This is a genomic window from Nonomuraea sp. NPDC050451 (assembly GCF_044458585.1).
Genome location: NZ_JBITHZ010000003.1, coordinates 522,034 through 536,588 on the forward strand (window position 1 = coordinate 522,034; position 14,555 = coordinate 536,588).

General features: G+C 69.3%; 12 protein-coding genes. 5 read left to right on the top strand and 7 right to left on the bottom strand.

Going from position 1 to position 14,555, the window contains the following annotated elements; translation table 11 throughout:
- Positions 1–15: 15 nt before the first annotated feature.
- Positions 16–834: a L,D-transpeptidase family protein gene (locus ACIBI9_RS13650; protein ID WP_397222312.1), complete on the top strand. Its 819-nt coding sequence runs from the start codon at positions 16–18 to the stop codon at positions 832–834.
- Here ACIBI9_RS13650 and ACIBI9_RS13655 read toward each other — a convergent pair.
- The 5 genes from ACIBI9_RS13655 to ACIBI9_RS13675 all read right to left on the bottom strand — a co-directional run bounded on the left by ACIBI9_RS13655 (position 831) and on the right by ACIBI9_RS13675 (position 7,080).
- Positions 831–2,252: an FAD-binding oxidoreductase gene (locus ACIBI9_RS13655; protein ID WP_397222313.1), complete on the bottom strand. Its 1,422-nt coding sequence runs from the start codon at positions 2,250–2,252 to the stop codon at positions 831–833. The genes ACIBI9_RS13650 and ACIBI9_RS13655 overlap by 4 nt on opposite strands.
- A gap of 88 nt (positions 2,253–2,340) precedes the next feature.
- A complete protein-coding gene (locus ACIBI9_RS13660) occupies positions 2,341–3,984 on the bottom strand; it encodes an NADH-ubiquinone oxidoreductase-F iron-sulfur binding region domain-containing protein (protein WP_397222314.1) in 1,644 nt (547 codons plus the stop codon).
- Positions 3,985–4,033: 49 nt separating this feature from the next.
- Positions 4,034–4,813, bottom strand: a complete 780-nt coding sequence (locus ACIBI9_RS13665; RefSeq protein ID WP_397222315.1) for a hypothetical protein — start codon at positions 4,811–4,813, stop codon at positions 4,034–4,036.
- A 144-nt stretch (positions 4,814–4,957) separates the two neighbouring features.
- On the bottom strand, positions 4,958–6,436 hold the full coding sequence (locus ACIBI9_RS13670; protein WP_397222316.1) for a DUF1996 domain-containing protein: 1,479 nt from the start codon (positions 6,434–6,436) through the stop codon (positions 4,958–4,960).
- A complete protein-coding gene (locus ACIBI9_RS13675) occupies positions 6,433–7,080 on the bottom strand; it encodes a DUF4142 domain-containing protein (RefSeq protein WP_397222317.1) in 648 nt (215 codons plus the stop codon). The genes ACIBI9_RS13670 and ACIBI9_RS13675 overlap by 4 nt, the downstream gene beginning before the upstream one ends.
- 109 nt (positions 7,081–7,189) lie before the next feature.
- Between ACIBI9_RS13675 and ACIBI9_RS13680 the strand changes: the two genes are divergently transcribed.
- The 4 genes from ACIBI9_RS13680 to ACIBI9_RS13695 all read left to right on the top strand — a co-directional run bounded on the left by ACIBI9_RS13680 (position 7,190) and on the right by ACIBI9_RS13695 (position 13,757).
- Positions 7,190–7,744 (top strand): sigma-70 family RNA polymerase sigma factor, encoded by a 555-nt coding sequence (locus ACIBI9_RS13680; RefSeq protein ID WP_221519425.1) that lies wholly within the window; start codon positions 7,190–7,192, stop codon positions 7,742–7,744.
- Positions 7,744–7,941: a zf-HC2 domain-containing protein gene (locus ACIBI9_RS13685; RefSeq protein ID WP_397222318.1), complete on the top strand. Its 198-nt coding sequence runs from the start codon at positions 7,744–7,746 to the stop codon at positions 7,939–7,941. Before ACIBI9_RS13680 ends, ACIBI9_RS13685 begins: the two co-directional genes overlap by 1 nt.
- A gap of 99 nt (positions 7,942–8,040) precedes the next feature.
- The gene (locus tag ACIBI9_RS13690) at positions 8,041–8,844 is read left to right on the top strand and encodes a tryptophan 2,3-dioxygenase (RefSeq protein ID WP_397222319.1); all 804 of its coding nucleotides are present in this window, start codon (positions 8,041–8,043) and stop codon (positions 8,842–8,844) included.
- 38 nt (positions 8,845–8,882) lie between these two features.
- Positions 8,883–13,757 (top strand): NAD-glutamate dehydrogenase, encoded by a 4,875-nt coding sequence (locus ACIBI9_RS13695; RefSeq protein ID WP_397222321.1) that lies wholly within the window; start codon positions 8,883–8,885, stop codon positions 13,755–13,757.
- 60 nt (positions 13,758–13,817) lie between these two features.
- Here ACIBI9_RS13695 and ACIBI9_RS13700 read toward each other — a convergent pair whose 3' ends face one another.
- Together ACIBI9_RS13700 and ACIBI9_RS13705 are read right to left on the bottom strand one after the other, a co-directional pair.
- Positions 13,818–14,300, bottom strand: coding sequence for a Clp protease N-terminal domain-containing protein (locus ACIBI9_RS13700; protein ID WP_397222322.1), 483 nt, complete (start codon positions 14,298–14,300; stop codon positions 13,818–13,820).
- Positions 14,297–14,527 carry a hypothetical protein gene (locus ACIBI9_RS13705; RefSeq protein ID WP_397222323.1) on the bottom strand — a complete coding sequence of 77 codons (231 nt, stop codon included), beginning with the start codon at positions 14,525–14,527 and terminating at the stop codon, positions 14,297–14,299. The genes ACIBI9_RS13700 and ACIBI9_RS13705 overlap by 4 nt, the downstream gene beginning before the upstream one ends.
- Between the last annotated feature and the right edge of the window lie 28 nt (positions 14,528–14,555).

A 14,555-nucleotide genomic window follows, 5' to 3' on the forward strand; every position in this document is an offset into this window, starting at 1 on the left:
ATGAGCATAAGGGGAATGGCGGCGTTGGCCGCGGGATGTTTTCTGCCGCTGTTGGCCGCGGCGCCCGCCCTGGCGGACGAGCCCTCGCAGGGGGACACGGGCGTCCAGGCCGACACGGGTGTCCCGGCGGTGATGACGGTGCCGGAGGTGACCACGGACCCGGTGGTGAAGCCGGTGCCGGAGGCGGTGAAGACGGTCAAGGGCGTCAAGGGCGCCCGCGCCGGGAGGATCGGTGTGCTGAGGCCGGGCGACCGGGGCGAGGCGGTCAGGCAGCTCCAGCGGCGGCTGCACGACGGCGGCTTCTACTTCGGTCAAGCGCACGGGATCTACGACGAGCAGACGAGGTACGCCGTCTGGGGGTTCCACAAGAGCAGGGGAATGGTGCCGAGGGGCGAAGTGGGGCCGAAGACGTGGGCGGCGCTCAGGCGGAGCAAGGGCCTGCGCCCCCTGGTGCCCCAGGGCGGCGCCGACCGGGTCGAGATCAGCCTGACCCACCAGCTGCTCACCATCTATCGCGACCACCGCCCGGCGCTGGTCACCCACATCTCCACCGGGGCCGAGGTGCATTACTGCGAGAAGGGCCACTGCGGAAACGCGGTCACGCCGGTGGGCGACTTCCGCGTGACCAGGAAGGCGCCCGGCTGGACGACGAGCCGGCTGGGCTCGATGTTCAACTCGCTCTACTTCGTCGGCGGCATCGCCATGCACGGCTCGACGGAGGTGCCGCTGAGACCGGCCTCGCACGGCTGCGTACGCATGCCGCTGTCGACGTCCGTGCGCGTGTACAACATGGTGAAGGAGGGGGAGCCGGTGTACGTACGCGGACAGATCTAGATGCCCTGGGGCAGCCGGAACAGCCGGCCGGGGTCGTAAGTGGACTTCACCTCGGCCAGCCGGGCCGCATTGGGCCCGTAGTACGCATTCCGCCAATTACTCAAATCGGGGTCGATGTAATTAACGTAAGCATGATCACCGAAAAATGGGGACATGTCGGAATGTAGCCCGCGCAGCCACCGCCGATCCGTCCCCTCCGCGTAATACTGCACGCTGTAAAGCGCCGCCCGATGCGGAAACGCCGTGTCCGCGGGACCGACCCGGCCGATGGCCCCTCCCATGGCGTCCAGCAGCACCGAGTGCCGCCCGCCGCGCTCCACCCCGTTCGCCAGCGCCCGCACGCCGTCCGCCGGCAGCTTCCGGTAAGCCATGTGCGACTTGGCCGCGAACGCCTCCCGCGGCATCCGCCGGCACTCGTCGATCGACATGGCCGCGCAGCCGCCCATGATCTTCATGCCGTCCAGATAGGGGACCGTCCGGGCCGAGCGGGAGGAGGGCTGCCCGATCTTGGCGACGAGCGGGGCCAGCAGCCGGTCGAGCGCGCGCTTGCCGCCCACGTACGTGCCGACGACCGCGACGTCCAGGCCGCCGCCCGAGCGCCCCAGGTGCAGCGAGGACCACAGCTCGTCCGGCGCCGAAGGCCCCCACGACTGCCACGCCTTGACCGCGGCTCCCGCCTTGGCCCACGGCCAGTGCAGGAAGAACACGGTGACGTCGCGGGCCGCGAACGTCCTGAACGTGAAGGACACCGCCACGCCGAAGTTCCCGCCGCCACCGCCCCTGCAGGCCCAGTAGAGGCCGGCGTTGCGCGAGGCGTCGCAGTCCAGCGTCCGGCCGTCGGCCGTGACGACGCGTACCGACTGGAGGTTGTCGCACGTGAGCCCGTACTTCCGCGACACCACGCCGATGCCGCCGCCCAGCGTGAGACCGCCGACCCCGACCGTGGGGCAGGACCCCGCGGGGATGCTCACGCCGTGGCGGGCGAGCCGGTCGTAGACGTCGATCAGCTTGGCGCCCGCGCCGATCGTGGCCCGGCCGCCCGCATAGGCGACCGAGCTCATCCTGGACACGTCGATCACCAGCCCGGTGCCCGTGGACCAGCCCGCGTAGGAGTGACCCCCCGAGCGGGTGGTGACCGGCACGCCGCTCGTGCGCGCGAACGTCACGCACGCCGACACGTCGGCCGCGTTCGCGCAGTAAGCGACCCCGCCCGGCCGGATCCGGTCGTAGGCGGGGTTGTACAGGCGGCGCGCGGTGTCATATCCGGCGTCGCCCGGCAGCACGAGCGTGCCCTTCAGCTGTCTGCGCAGCCTCGCCCAGTTGGGCGGCGGCGCGGAGAGCCCGGACGTGCCGGTAGGCCGCGCGGTGGCGGCCAGCGGGGCGAGCGCGGCGACATGCAGAAAGTCCCGGCGGTCCATGGACGCCTCCGTGGTGATCGGTGTTGAGCCGATCGGTGAGACGTCCGGGTGACCCGCCAGGTTTGGTCACATCTCCATCACTTCGGGCTTACCCGGCGCTCCCTCCGAACGCGTTCCTGGGTGTGGCGGAGCCCACCCGGGTGAGCCGCGGCGGGCCGCTCTTCTCGGCTTTCTTGAGCACTCCGTCCTTGACGAGCCGCAGCGGCGAGCCGGACGGCTTCGGAGCCGGGCCACCGTGACCGTCTCCCGTGGTCTGGACCATCCGCAGGGCCAGCGCGGGGCACATCTCGACCGTGCGCCGCGCCTCCTTGGCCATCCAGCCCGGGACGGTCCTGAACGACGGGAACCCGTAGTCGTCCAGTTCCACGAACTCCGGCAGCAGGTGGGCACAGAGCCCGTGGCCCGCGCAGCGGGACCAGTCGACCTCCAGCCGGTACTCCACGTAATCCTTCTCGGGCTCGGGCATCGGCAGCGCGCCGCGGACCGGCCGGCCGCACGAACCGTGCTCCAGGTGGAGAGCGATCTCGCTCTCGAACGCGTCCAGCGCCGACAGCACGAACTTGGCCGTGCCGTCCGGGTGGAAGCACGCCCCACGCCGCTCGACGCCGCGCACGCAGCGCCGTACGGCGTCCACGGAGCCGCTGCCCTCGACCAGCGCGTTCATGGCCCAGGCCAGGTCCGGCAGGCCGAGCCGGCACGGGCCGCACTGGCCGGCCGACTCGCCCGCCAGGTAGGAGGTGACCCGGGCGGCCTCGCCCAGCGAGCACGTCGACTCGCCGAGCGGGACGATGATCCCGGCCCCAAGAGTCGCGCCGGCGAGCTTCATGCCCTCGCGCGAGATCACGGCCGTCTGGGCGACCTCGGCCGACAGCCACGCGCCGTGGTAGCCCCCGATGAGCACCCCGTCGCCGATGTCGGCCTCGGTGAGCGCGAGCACGTCCGCCAGGTACGTGCCCGTCGGCGCCTCGATGACCGCGCCGTTGGCCGCGCCGCCGCTGACGGTGAGCAGGATGGTGCCGGGCTCCTTGGGGGTGCCGACCTCGGCGTACCTCTCCGGGCCGAGCTCGGCCAGCAGCGCCAGCTGCGCGTACGTCTCCGTGTTGGACAGCAGGGTCGGCAGCCCGTCCACGCCGCTGATCGCCGCCCGCCTCTTGCGCCCGGGCGGGATGCCTATCTCGCCGTTGACGGCGTTGACGAGGGCGCCGCCCTCCCCGGAGATGAACCGCTCCTTGATCCCGACCACCCGGATCGGGATGCGGCTCTCGGCGCCTCCGGCGACGTTCGCGGCCCGGCGCTCGTCCACGGCGGCGTTGACGGACGCCTCGGCGACCTCGCCGCCGGCCGTGGCGAGAACCACCTCGCGGGCGCCCAGCGCCTCGGCGGCCAGCACGGCGCCGTCGAGGACCAGGTGGGGGTTGCGGGTGAGCAGCATGGCGTCCTTGGAACTGGCCGGCTCGCCCTCGGCGCCGTTGATGAGGACGACGCACTCGCCGCTCGAGCCCACCGCGTCGGCGACGGCCCGCAGCTTGCGCGCGAACGGGAACGCCGCCCCGCCACGGCCGCGCATGTCCACCTCGTTGGCCATCGAGATGAGCTGGTCCAGGTCGCGCGGTTTGGGGGAGCCATGGAGGGTGCGGTGGGCGGGAAGATCCAGTCGGCGGGTCTGGTCCAGCCCGGCGGTCAGCCGGGCCGGACCCATCCGTAAGACCCGCGGCACTCGGGCCGGAATCACGATCGCTCCTGTCGGGTTGCGGGGGTCAACCGGGTCTTCTGAGGCGGTCTCATCCGGCCTCCCGATACCTGCGCCGCTCGGCGAGGCTCACCGGTGCGTTCCTTCTCGGGCCCGTGGCCGCGGCCGCGGCCGCTGCCGCCGCGGCGGCGGCGTTCCCCGCCGCGACCTTCTGCGGCTGCTCGGCGGGCACGCCCATGGCGGCGGGGTTGGTCACCGCCGGCCCCTGGATCTTCTCGAGTGTGATCGGCGGACGGAAGGCCGCGGCCAGCACGCGGATGACCAGCGCTCCGCCGACCGCCGCGATGCTGGCCACGTAGGACCAGGCCACCCAGCCGGCCGGAGGGCGGCCGGCCGTCAATCCGTGCATGATGGCGACGGGCCAGCCCAGGTACGCGACCGAGTGCATCACTCGCCACATCCATGGCCTGGCCTTCGCCGCCCAGCGCCTCCTGAGCAGCCCCGTGACCACAGCCACGATCATCATGTCGAAGGCCAGGATGCCGAGACCCTTGTTGATCCCCGCGATGGGGACGACCGCCGCGCCCGGGGGCACGTGCCCCAGGCTGATCATGAGTGAGATGTGTGTGATCAGGAAGATCATCCCGAGAAGGCCGAAGGCCTTGTGGGCGAGCTGCGACCTGACCCGGTTGACCGGCGACAGGAAGACCCGCTCGGTGGTGATGATCCCGAGCGCGACGGTCGCGGTGAACGTCACCAGGGCCATCACGCCCGCGTAGAACTCGAGGAAGGCGACCACCCGGCCGAGGATCGCGATGCCGCGGTCCGTCCTGGTCAGCGCGAACGCCGACAGCACGACGGCCATGACCATGGCGCTGGCTCCCAGTCGGACACTGCGCGTGTCTAACTTGGTGGGAGTGTGCCGGGGGTGTCGTCTGTGGAGCATCTAAGGTTCCCTCCAAGGTCGGGTGAGGGTGCGACTCGGAAGGCTGGGTAGCCCGTGAGGGCTCTCAGATCAGCATCGGCGGCCCCGGTTGATGCAAGAGACGACGAACTGCATCAGCCGATCGGGCATCACGTTCGCGAAGTCCGCGTGGTCGGTGATCGGGTTGTGCTTCTGTTCAGGGAAGGCGTCCACGGCGTATGACGGGCCCTGCGGCACGGTGTACGTGAGGGTCATGCGCAGAGCCGGCACCGCCTTGGTTCCTTGCGGGCAGGCGCCACCCTGTCCAGGGAAGACCACGTGCGTTCGGTGATTGGCGCTATCAGTGTTCTGGCCGTCCCAGCAGCTAGGGAAGTCCAGAATACGAACGACTTGGCTGCCGCGCGGGCAAAGCGGATATTTGTCGGGACTTATGCGATTTTGGAATCCCGTGCAGGACCAGGCGGCCCTGGCGTTGCCGGCGCCGTTGGTGGCGGCCTTGGCGTCACCGGTGATCAGCCTGAGGAACCTCGGCATCGCGACGACCTGGGAGGAGGCGTTGCCGCGGAACTGGAGCGTCACGGAGCGGGCACGCAGCACCTGGCCGACGTTGCCGTCCGGGTCATCGGTGTTCGCGTCCACCTTGCGGTCTCGAAGGACCGGCCAGAAGTAGGTGGATTTATCGCCCAGCCGGCACGTGGTGCCCGCGGCGGCGAGGCTCTGGTCCGTGGAGAAGCCGTCCGTTGACAGGTTGCCCACGTAGTCGTGGAGGTGGTGGGCTCCGTTGCTCACGCCGGGGGCGACGATGAAGTTGTCCGGGTTGTTGTGGCCGTTGCGGTTCGTCCCGCACTGGGAGACGAAGGAGCCGCGCGAGCCGCCCCTGCCGATGCGGGCGTCAAGCTGACGCGGCGCTACCTGGCGGATGTCGACGAAGTCCTCGGGGAACGGACCCAGATCGGCGCACTCTTCCTCGTCACCGCCCGCCGTGGGGGACGCCGTGGGGGAAGGGGAAGCGGTTCCGTTCCCGTTGTTGCCGTTGTTCCCGTTATTGCCGTTGTTGCCCTGGCCCGGGTTCCTGGTCGGCCGGTTGCGGCGGCCGAACGTCTCGGCGGTCTGCTCCGGGTCGGGGTCCTGGGCGGTCTGCTCCGCGTCGGGGTCCTGGGCGGGGTCGAGCACGGCGCGCCCGCCGCCCTGGCCCTGCTGGTCGGCGTTCTGCTGCTGGTCGCCGTTCTGGTCCTGCTGCTGGCCGTTCTGCTGCTGGTTGTTGTTCTGGTCCTGCTGGTTCTGGTCTTGGTTCTGGCCGTTCTGATCCTGGTTCTGGTTCTGATCCTGCTGCTGCTGGTTCTGATCCTGTCCCTGCTGATCTTGATCTTGTTGCTGGCCCTGGTCCTGGTTCTGATCCTGGTTGTTGTTCCGGTTCCGCTGGCCCTGCTGCTGCTCCTGGGCGGCCTGGGCCGGGTCGCAGTGGTCGGCGCGCGCCGGGCCGACGCCGATGACGGCCGCGGACACCAATCCGCTAGCCACCACGGCCAACGCGGACATGGTCGCGGCCATGCGTCTTGATCTCGTCATGCGTCTCTCCTCTTTTCGACCGCCATCGCGACGGGTGGAGCTGGTGGGGGCGTCGGGGGCTCGGGCAACTGGGTGTGATCGACCAGGCCGGTGGACTCCAGGAGCGCCATGTGGCGCATGACGAAGTTGATGCCTGCCTCGGCGAACTTCCTGATCTCCGCGTTGCGCGTGCCGGCCCGTACGCTCGCCACGACGGTGAAGACCTTGCCGTGCGCGGCACGCAACAGGTTCGCGTAGTCCTTGTCGAAGGCGGGTCCGCGCTCTGCGGCCAGCTGGGCCATCCAGCTCTGCTGGTCGGCATTGGGCTCGCTGGGGATTGCCACCCCGAGCTTCTTGGCGGTTTGACGGGTCAGCAGGTCCAGCCTCTGGTGGTCCTGCATGATCAGCCTGCCGACTTCCTTGACGCGTTGGGACTCGGCGCGGGTCTGGGCATACTCGCCCGCGGGCATCTCCCAGAGGCCGGCCTGCCGCACCTTGACGAGCAGGTCACGGTCGGCGGCCGTGACGGGCCCCGATGAGGTCTGGGTCGCCGCAGTGGCGGCGGGATCGATCGAAGGCGGCATGACCAGCACGATCGTCACCGCGGCCGCCACGACGAAGCCACCGAGCATGAACAGCTCGCCACCGCGCAAAAGCCTGTGCATGGTCGGAGGTACGCGGGTCTCTCGGGCTTGGTTCAGCACATGGCCGGAGATAGTTAGAAATGACTGGAGTTATCGGAGTGGCTACCGCTGAGATAACGAAGGTGTAAAGATGTGCCCCGTGCTAGGTCACCTCGACGGCAGGTTCGAGAGTGCGGATGCCGAGGCGGAGCATCGCATCGCGGTGCTTTACCAGGAGTTCGGCGGCCCTCTGCTGCGCCACGTACGCAAATCGACAGGTAACGACCTTCAATGGGCCGAAGACGTGGTGCAGGAGACGCTCGTCCGAGCCTGGAAAAACTCGGCAAGACTGCAGTGGGAACCAAGCCTTATATGGGCGTGGCTACTGACGGTAGCCCGCCGCATCGTTATCGATGGACGTCGACGGAAGAGCGTCCGGCCTCAAGAGGTCGAGCCGCCCGAAGTCGACATGATGGCCGTACCCGACGGCTCGGAGCGAGCTCTGTCGCGGATGGTCGTCGCCGACGCCCTTCGCAGCCTCTCTGAAGAACACCGGGAAGTCATAGAGCAGACCTACCTCCGAGACCGTACGATAAGTGAAGCGGCGGAGATACTGGGGATACCGCCGGGCACGGTGAAGTCCCGGCTCTATTACGGGATCCGGGCTCTCCGCGAACTGCTGCGGGACAAGGGGGTAGCCGGCTGATGCATGACGAGGTGGCTGCCTATGTCCTCGGAGTCCTCGATGAGGACGAGCACGAGGCCTTCGAGCGCCACCTCGATACTTGCGAGAGATGCCAGGCGGAGCTGATTGAGCTTGCCGAGCTTCCGGAAGAGCTCGACGAGCTCAAGAACGCTCCCGCAGCCTCCGACGACGACCCCCCGAGGTCGATGTCACGCTGACGTCTGTACGTTGACGTCTGTGCCCTTTTCGGGTGGTATCGGTACGGCGAGGCATTGCGTCCGGTGTAGCGTGACCGGACGGTCAGGGGGAGGTGTTCGGTGGGCATCGACGGAGATGCGCCCGTTCCCCCGCATCGGCGGTTCGGCGAGGAAGGCGGCCGGCTGTCGTACGGCGGCTATCTTCGCCTGCCCGCACTTCTCGCACAGCAACGGCCGCAGTCCGAAGCGCCCGACGAGCTGCTCTTCATCACGATCCACCAGGTCTACGAGCTGTGGTTCAAGCTGCTGCTCCACGAGCTGGAGAACGCCCGCGAGGCCATGTTCGCCGGCAAGCTCTGGCGGGCCAGGCATCTGTTCCGCCGGGTGCACGCGGTCGAGAAGGTGCTGATCGAGCAGGTGGACGTCCTGGAGACGATGACGCCCCAGGACTTCCTCATGTTCCGGGAGAAGCTGGCGCCCGCCAGCGGCTTCCAGTCGGTGCAGTTCCGGGAGCTGGAGTTCCTGTCCGGGCTGAAGGACGAGCGCTATCTCGGCAGCTTCAGGCACGCCAGCGACACGGAGCTCGCACGGCTGCGCCGCAGGCTGGAGGAGCCCACGCTGTGGGATGCTTACCTCACCGCCCTCTCCCAGCGTGGCCTGCCGGTCTCCGACGACGAGATCATGGGCTCGCTGCTGGCCGTGGCGAGGGACCGCGGGTCGTACGACGACCTGTGGCAACTGGCCGAAGACCTGCTGACGCACGACGCGACCGCCGCGCAGTGGCGGATGCGTCATGTCCAGATGGTCGAACGCCAAATCGGCACCAAGTCGGGCACCGGCGGCTCGACAGGTGCCCCCTATCTGCGCGGCAGAACGCGTTTGCACTACTTCCCGCTGCTGTGGGAACTAAGGGCCTGGCTATGAACAGCTTTGGCAAACCCTCACAAAGGAGTGAGACCGAAATGCCCCTCGACGAGGCCAAGGACGAGCTGCTCCAGCGAGCCGCGGAAAGTTGCGCGGCGAGCAGCGAACATGTGGGCCCAGAGGAGGCCCTGTCCTTCCTCCGGTTCTACTACCGGCACGTCGCGCCGGAGGATCTGCTCGACCGCAACCCCGTTGACGTGTACGGCCCCGCGATGTCGCAGCGGCAGCTGGCCGAGGTCCGCCCCCAGGGCCGCGCCGTCGTCCGCGCCTACACCCCCACGCTGGACGAGCACGGCTGGGACCCGGGCCACTCGGTCGTCGAGGTGGTCACGGACGACATGCCGTTCCTGGTCGACTCCGTGACGATGGAGCTCGACCGCCACGACCTGGGCATCCACCTGCTGGTCCACCCTCAGATGCGGGTGCGCCGCGACATGACGGGCCGGATGCTCGGCCGCGGCCAGGAGGACGTCACCGGCCAGATGCTGGTCGAGTCGTGGATGCACATCGAGGTCGACCGGCAGGCCGACCCGGAGGCGCTCAAGGCGCTCGAAGCCGACCTGCAGCGGGTGCTCAGCGACGTGCGCTACGCGGTCGAGGACTTCAGGAAGATGCGGGCGCTGGCCGTACAGACCGCCGAAGACCTGAGCATGAGCCCGCCGCCGCTGGAGCCCGCGGAGGTCGAGGACAGCATCGACCTGCTGCGCTGGCTCGCCGACGGGCACTTCACCTTCCTGGGCTACCGCGAGTACCGGCTTGACCACACCGACGAGGGCGAGACGCTGCGGGCGCTGCCGGGCGCGGCGCTGGGCATCCTGCGCGACGACAAGGTCGGCTCGGACAGCTTCTCGGCGCTGCCCGCCGAGGTGCGCGCCAAGGCGCGCGAGAAGCAGCTCATGATCACCACCAAGGCCAACTCGCGGGCCACCGTCCACCGGGCGACCTACCTCGACTACATCGGGGTCAAGATCTTCTCGCCCGAGGGCGAGGTGGTCGGCGAGCGGCGCTTCCTCGGCCTGTTCACGCACGTCGCCTACAACGAGTCGATCTCCAGGATCCCCGTCCTACGCCGGAAGCTGGCGGCCCTGCTGGACAAGGCCGGGCTGGCGCCCGACAGCCACGACGGCAAGGACCTGATCGAGATCCTCGAGACGTTCCCGCGCGACGAGCTCTTCCAGACCTCGGTCGACCAGCTCCTGCCGATCGCGCTGGGCGTGCTGCGGCTGCGCGAGCGCAAGCAGGTCAAGCTCTTCCTGCGCCGCGACGACTACGGCCGCTACATCTCCTGCCTGATCTACCTGCCGCGCGACCGCTACACCACCAAGGTGCGGCTGAAGATGCAGGAGGTGCTGCTGAAGGCCCTGGGCGGCAAGTCGCTCGACTACAGCGCGATGATCGGCGAGTCGGTGCTGGCCCGGCTGCACGTGGTCGTGCGGGGCGAGCGGGGCAGGCAGCTCCCGCCGCCGAGCGTGGACGTGGAGGAGCTGGAGGCGCGGCTGGCCGCCCTGACCCGCTCCTGGGAGGACGACCTGGCCACCGAGCTGGGGCGGATGGCCTCCGAGGACGAGGCGCCCGCGCTCATCAAGCGGTACGCCTCCGCCTTCCCCGAGGGCTACAAGGCGGACTTCCCGCCCAAGGTGGCCGTCGTGGACCTGCGCCGCCTGGAGGACCTCGTGGCCGTGGGCGACGGCGCGGAGGTGGACATCAACCTCTACGAGCCGTACGACGCGGCCGAGGGGGAGCGGCGGCTCAAGATCTACAAGGTCGGCTCGCCCATCTCGCTCTCCGAGGCGCTGCCGCTGATCCAGCGGCTGGGCGTCGAGGTCGTGGACGAGCGGCCGTACGAGATCGACCGTGACAACGACCCCAACACCAAGAACGCCTGGATCTACGACTTCGGCCTGCGGTACACGCCGACGGAGGAGGTCGGCAGGGACGACTTCAAGCGGCTGTTCCAGGACGGGCTCAGCGCCCTCTGGAAGGGGCAGGTCGAGGCCGACGACTTCAACTCGCTCATCCTGAGCGCCGGGCTGACCTGGGAGCAGGTCGAGATCCTCCGGGTGTACGCCAAGTACCTGCGCCAGGCCGGGGGCACGTTCTCGCAGACCTACATGGAGCGGGTGCTGGCCGGGAACGTGCGGCTGGCGCGGCTGCTGGTGAGCCTCTTCGAGGCCAAGCTCGATCCGCGGCGCGGCGAGGACGTGCGGCTCGATCTCGCAGAGGCGCTCAACGAGGAGATCCTGGGCGCGCTCGACGAGGTGGCCTCTCTGGACGAGGACCGGATCCTGCGGGCGTACCTGGAGATGATCCAGGCGACATTGCGCACAAATTACTTCCAAACAGTCGATGGGCACCGCAAACCGTACATATCTCTCAAATTCGACCCGCAGGCGATCAGCGTCCTGCCGCTGCCGCGGCCGAAGTTCGAGATATTCGTGTATTCGCCGCGGGTCGAAGGCGTGCATCTGCGCTTCGGGAAAGTGGCGCGGGGCGGGCTGCGGTGGTCGGACCGGATGGAGGACTTCCGTACGGAGATTCTCGGTCTGGTAAAGGCACAGATGGTGAAAAACACCGTCATCGTCCCCACTGGGTCTAAAGGCGGATTTGTCGTTAAACAGCCGCCTGTGTCCGGAACGCGGGAAGAGATGCTCGTCGAAGGCGTCGCCTGCTACCGGACGTTCATCTCCGGCCTGCTCGACGTGACCGACAACCTCGTGGACGGCAAGGTCATGCCGCCGCCCGACGTGGTCAGGCACGACGGCGACGACACCTACCTCGTGGTCGCCGCCGACAAGGGCACCGCGACCTTCTCCGACATCGCCAACAGCGTGGCCAAGGAGTACGGCTTCTGGCTGGGCGACGCGTTCGCCTCCGGCGGCTCGATCGGCTACGACCACAAGGCCATGGGCATCACCGCCCGCGGCGCCTGGGAGTCGGTCAAGTACCACTTCCGGACCACGGGCCTGGACGTGCAGAACACCGACTTCACGGTGGCCGGGATCGGCGACATGTCCGGTGACGTGTTCGGCAACGGCATGCTGCTGTCCCGGCACATCCGGCTGGTGGCCGCCTTCGACCACCGGCACATCTTCGTCGACCCCTCGCCCGACGCGACCGCCTCCTACGCGGAGCGGCAGCGCCTCTTCGAGCTGCCGCGCAGCTGCTGGGAGGACTACGACGCCAAGCTGATCTCGCCCGGCGGCGGCGTCTTCCCCCGTACGGCCAAGTCCATCCACGTCACGCCGCAGATGCGCGAGGCGCTCGGCATCCCCGCCGGGGTCACCTCCCTGGCCCCCAACGACCTGATCAGCGCCATCCTGCGGGCCCCCGTCGACCTGCTGTGGAACGGCGGCATCGGCACGTACGTCAAGGCCGGCTCCGAGTCCAACGCGGACGTGGGCGACAAGGCCAACGACGGGCTGCGGGTCAACGCCGCAGACCTGCGCTGCAAGGTCATCGGCGAGGGCGGCAACCTGGGGTTCACCCAGCTCGCCCGCATCGAGTTCGCGCTGAACGGCGGGCTGGTCAACACCGACTTCATCGACAACTCGGCCGGGGTCGACACCTCCGACCACGAGGTGAACATCAAGATCCTGCTCGACCAGGTCGTCCGCGACGGCGAGCTGACCGACAAGCAGCGCAACCAGGTCTTCACCTCGATGACCGACGAGGTCGCCGACCTGGTGCTGCGTGACAACTACGCGCAGAACGTGGTCCTCGCCGCGGCCCGCACCCAGGCCGTCGAGATGCTCCACATCCACTCCCGCTACCTGCGCCGCCTCGAACGGGACGGCCTGGTCAACCGGGAGCTGGAGTTCCTGCCCTCGGACAAGACGCTGGCCGAGCGCCGCCAGGCCAGGCTCGGCCTGACCGCGCCCGAGTTCTCCGTCCTGCTGGCCTACACCAAGCTGGTCGCCGACGCCGAGCTGCTGGGCTCCGACCTGCCCGACGACCCCTACCTGGCCTCGTGGCTGGTGTCGTACTTCCCGTCCGCGCTGCGTGAGCGCTTCCGCCCCTACATGGACGCCCACCCGCTGCGGCGCGAGATCATCACCACCTGCGTGGTGAACGAGCTGGTCAACTCCATGGGCACCACGTTCATGTACCGCTTCGGGGAGGAGACCGGGGCCTCGACGCCCGACATCGTGCGTGCCTACCTCGTGGCGCGCGAGGTGTTCGACCTGCCCAGCTTCCACCGGGCCGTGGAGGCGCTGGACAACAAGGTCGACACGGCCACCCAGATCGCCATGCTGCTGGAGGCCCGCAAGCTGGCCGAGCGCGGCACCCGCTGGCTGCTGGTCAACCGCCGGCCGCCGCTGGACCTGGCCGGGTCGGTCGCCTTCTTCGTGAAGGGCGTCAACGGCCTGCTGTCCCACCTCCCCAAGCTGCTGACCGGGCCCGACCTGGCCGCCTACGAGGAGCGCCGCGACTCGTTCGCGGCCAGGGGCGTGCCGCTGGAGCTGGCCGAGCGGGCGGCCGCCATGGTGCCCGCGTACTCCATGCTGGACCTGGTGGAGGTGGCCTCGCTGACGGGCCGCCCGGTCGCCGAGGTGGCGGAGGTCTACTTCGACCTGGCGGACCGGCTCCAGCTGGCCCGCCTGCGGGAGCGCATCATCGCGCTGCCCCGGGACAACCGCTGGAACTCGATGGCCCGCTCCGCCCTGCGCGACGACCTCTACGCCGCGCACGCCTCGCTGACCCGCGACGTGCTGGCCCACAGCACGCCTGGACTGCCGCCGGAGGAGCGGCTGGCCCGGTGGTCGGAGGCCAACTCGGCGGCGGTCTCCCGGGCGCGGCAGACGCTCTCGGAGATCTGGGAGAGCGACCACTTCGACCTGGCCACCCTGTCGGTCGCCCTGCGGGCGATCCGCACCCTGGTGTCGGCCAGCAACCTCCCGCACACGGAGGCCTAGGCCGGGCCCGGCCGCGCCCCGCGGAGCGGGGCGCGGCCCCTTCCAGGGAACCCTGGAGGGTCACCAGCTGCCGTTCTCCAGCGCCTGCTGGAGGCGGGTCGTCAGCGCGGCCAGGTCGACGCCTGCCAGGGCGAACGCGCGGGGCACGGTGCCGACCTCGGCCTCCAGGATCCCGAGCACCAGGTGGCCGGGTCTCAGGTCCTTCTTGCGCTTGGCGTGGGCGAAGCCGCGTTCGAGGCAGAGCCGCCCCGAGGCCCCCAGGCTCACGCGGCGGTCGGGGTCGGGGGTCGCCGCGGGGAGGCCGAACGAGGCGAGCGACACCCCGGCCGTGCCCAGGCTGTGCTCGAACTCCCGGTCCAGCGCGTCGCGGATCGCCTGGCGGTCCAGCCCCGCCGAGGTCAGGATCTCGTGGGCGGCGGTGCCCTCCTGGGCGGCGATGCCCAGGAGCAGGTGGTGCGCCTCTATCGCGGCGGATCCGTCCTGCCTGGCTTCGGTTTCGCCGTGCAGGATGACGTCATTGATGTAGTGGTCGATCGCGCTCACTGTCGTCTCCTCAGCGTGACGCCGGCGGCGATGAGCCGCTTGACGTGCTTCTTGTGCACCGCTTGGCGAGTGACTCCGAGCGCCTCGGCGACCTGCGGCCAGCTCCAGCCGGCCCGCATCGCCTGCTCGACGGCGGCGTCCTCCAGCTGATCGGCGAGGCGCCGCAGTGCGACCACGGCCGCCAGCGCGTCAGCGGGCTCCTGGGGTACGGGAATGTCGGCCGACATGCAAGCAACGATAGTTGACTACATGTCA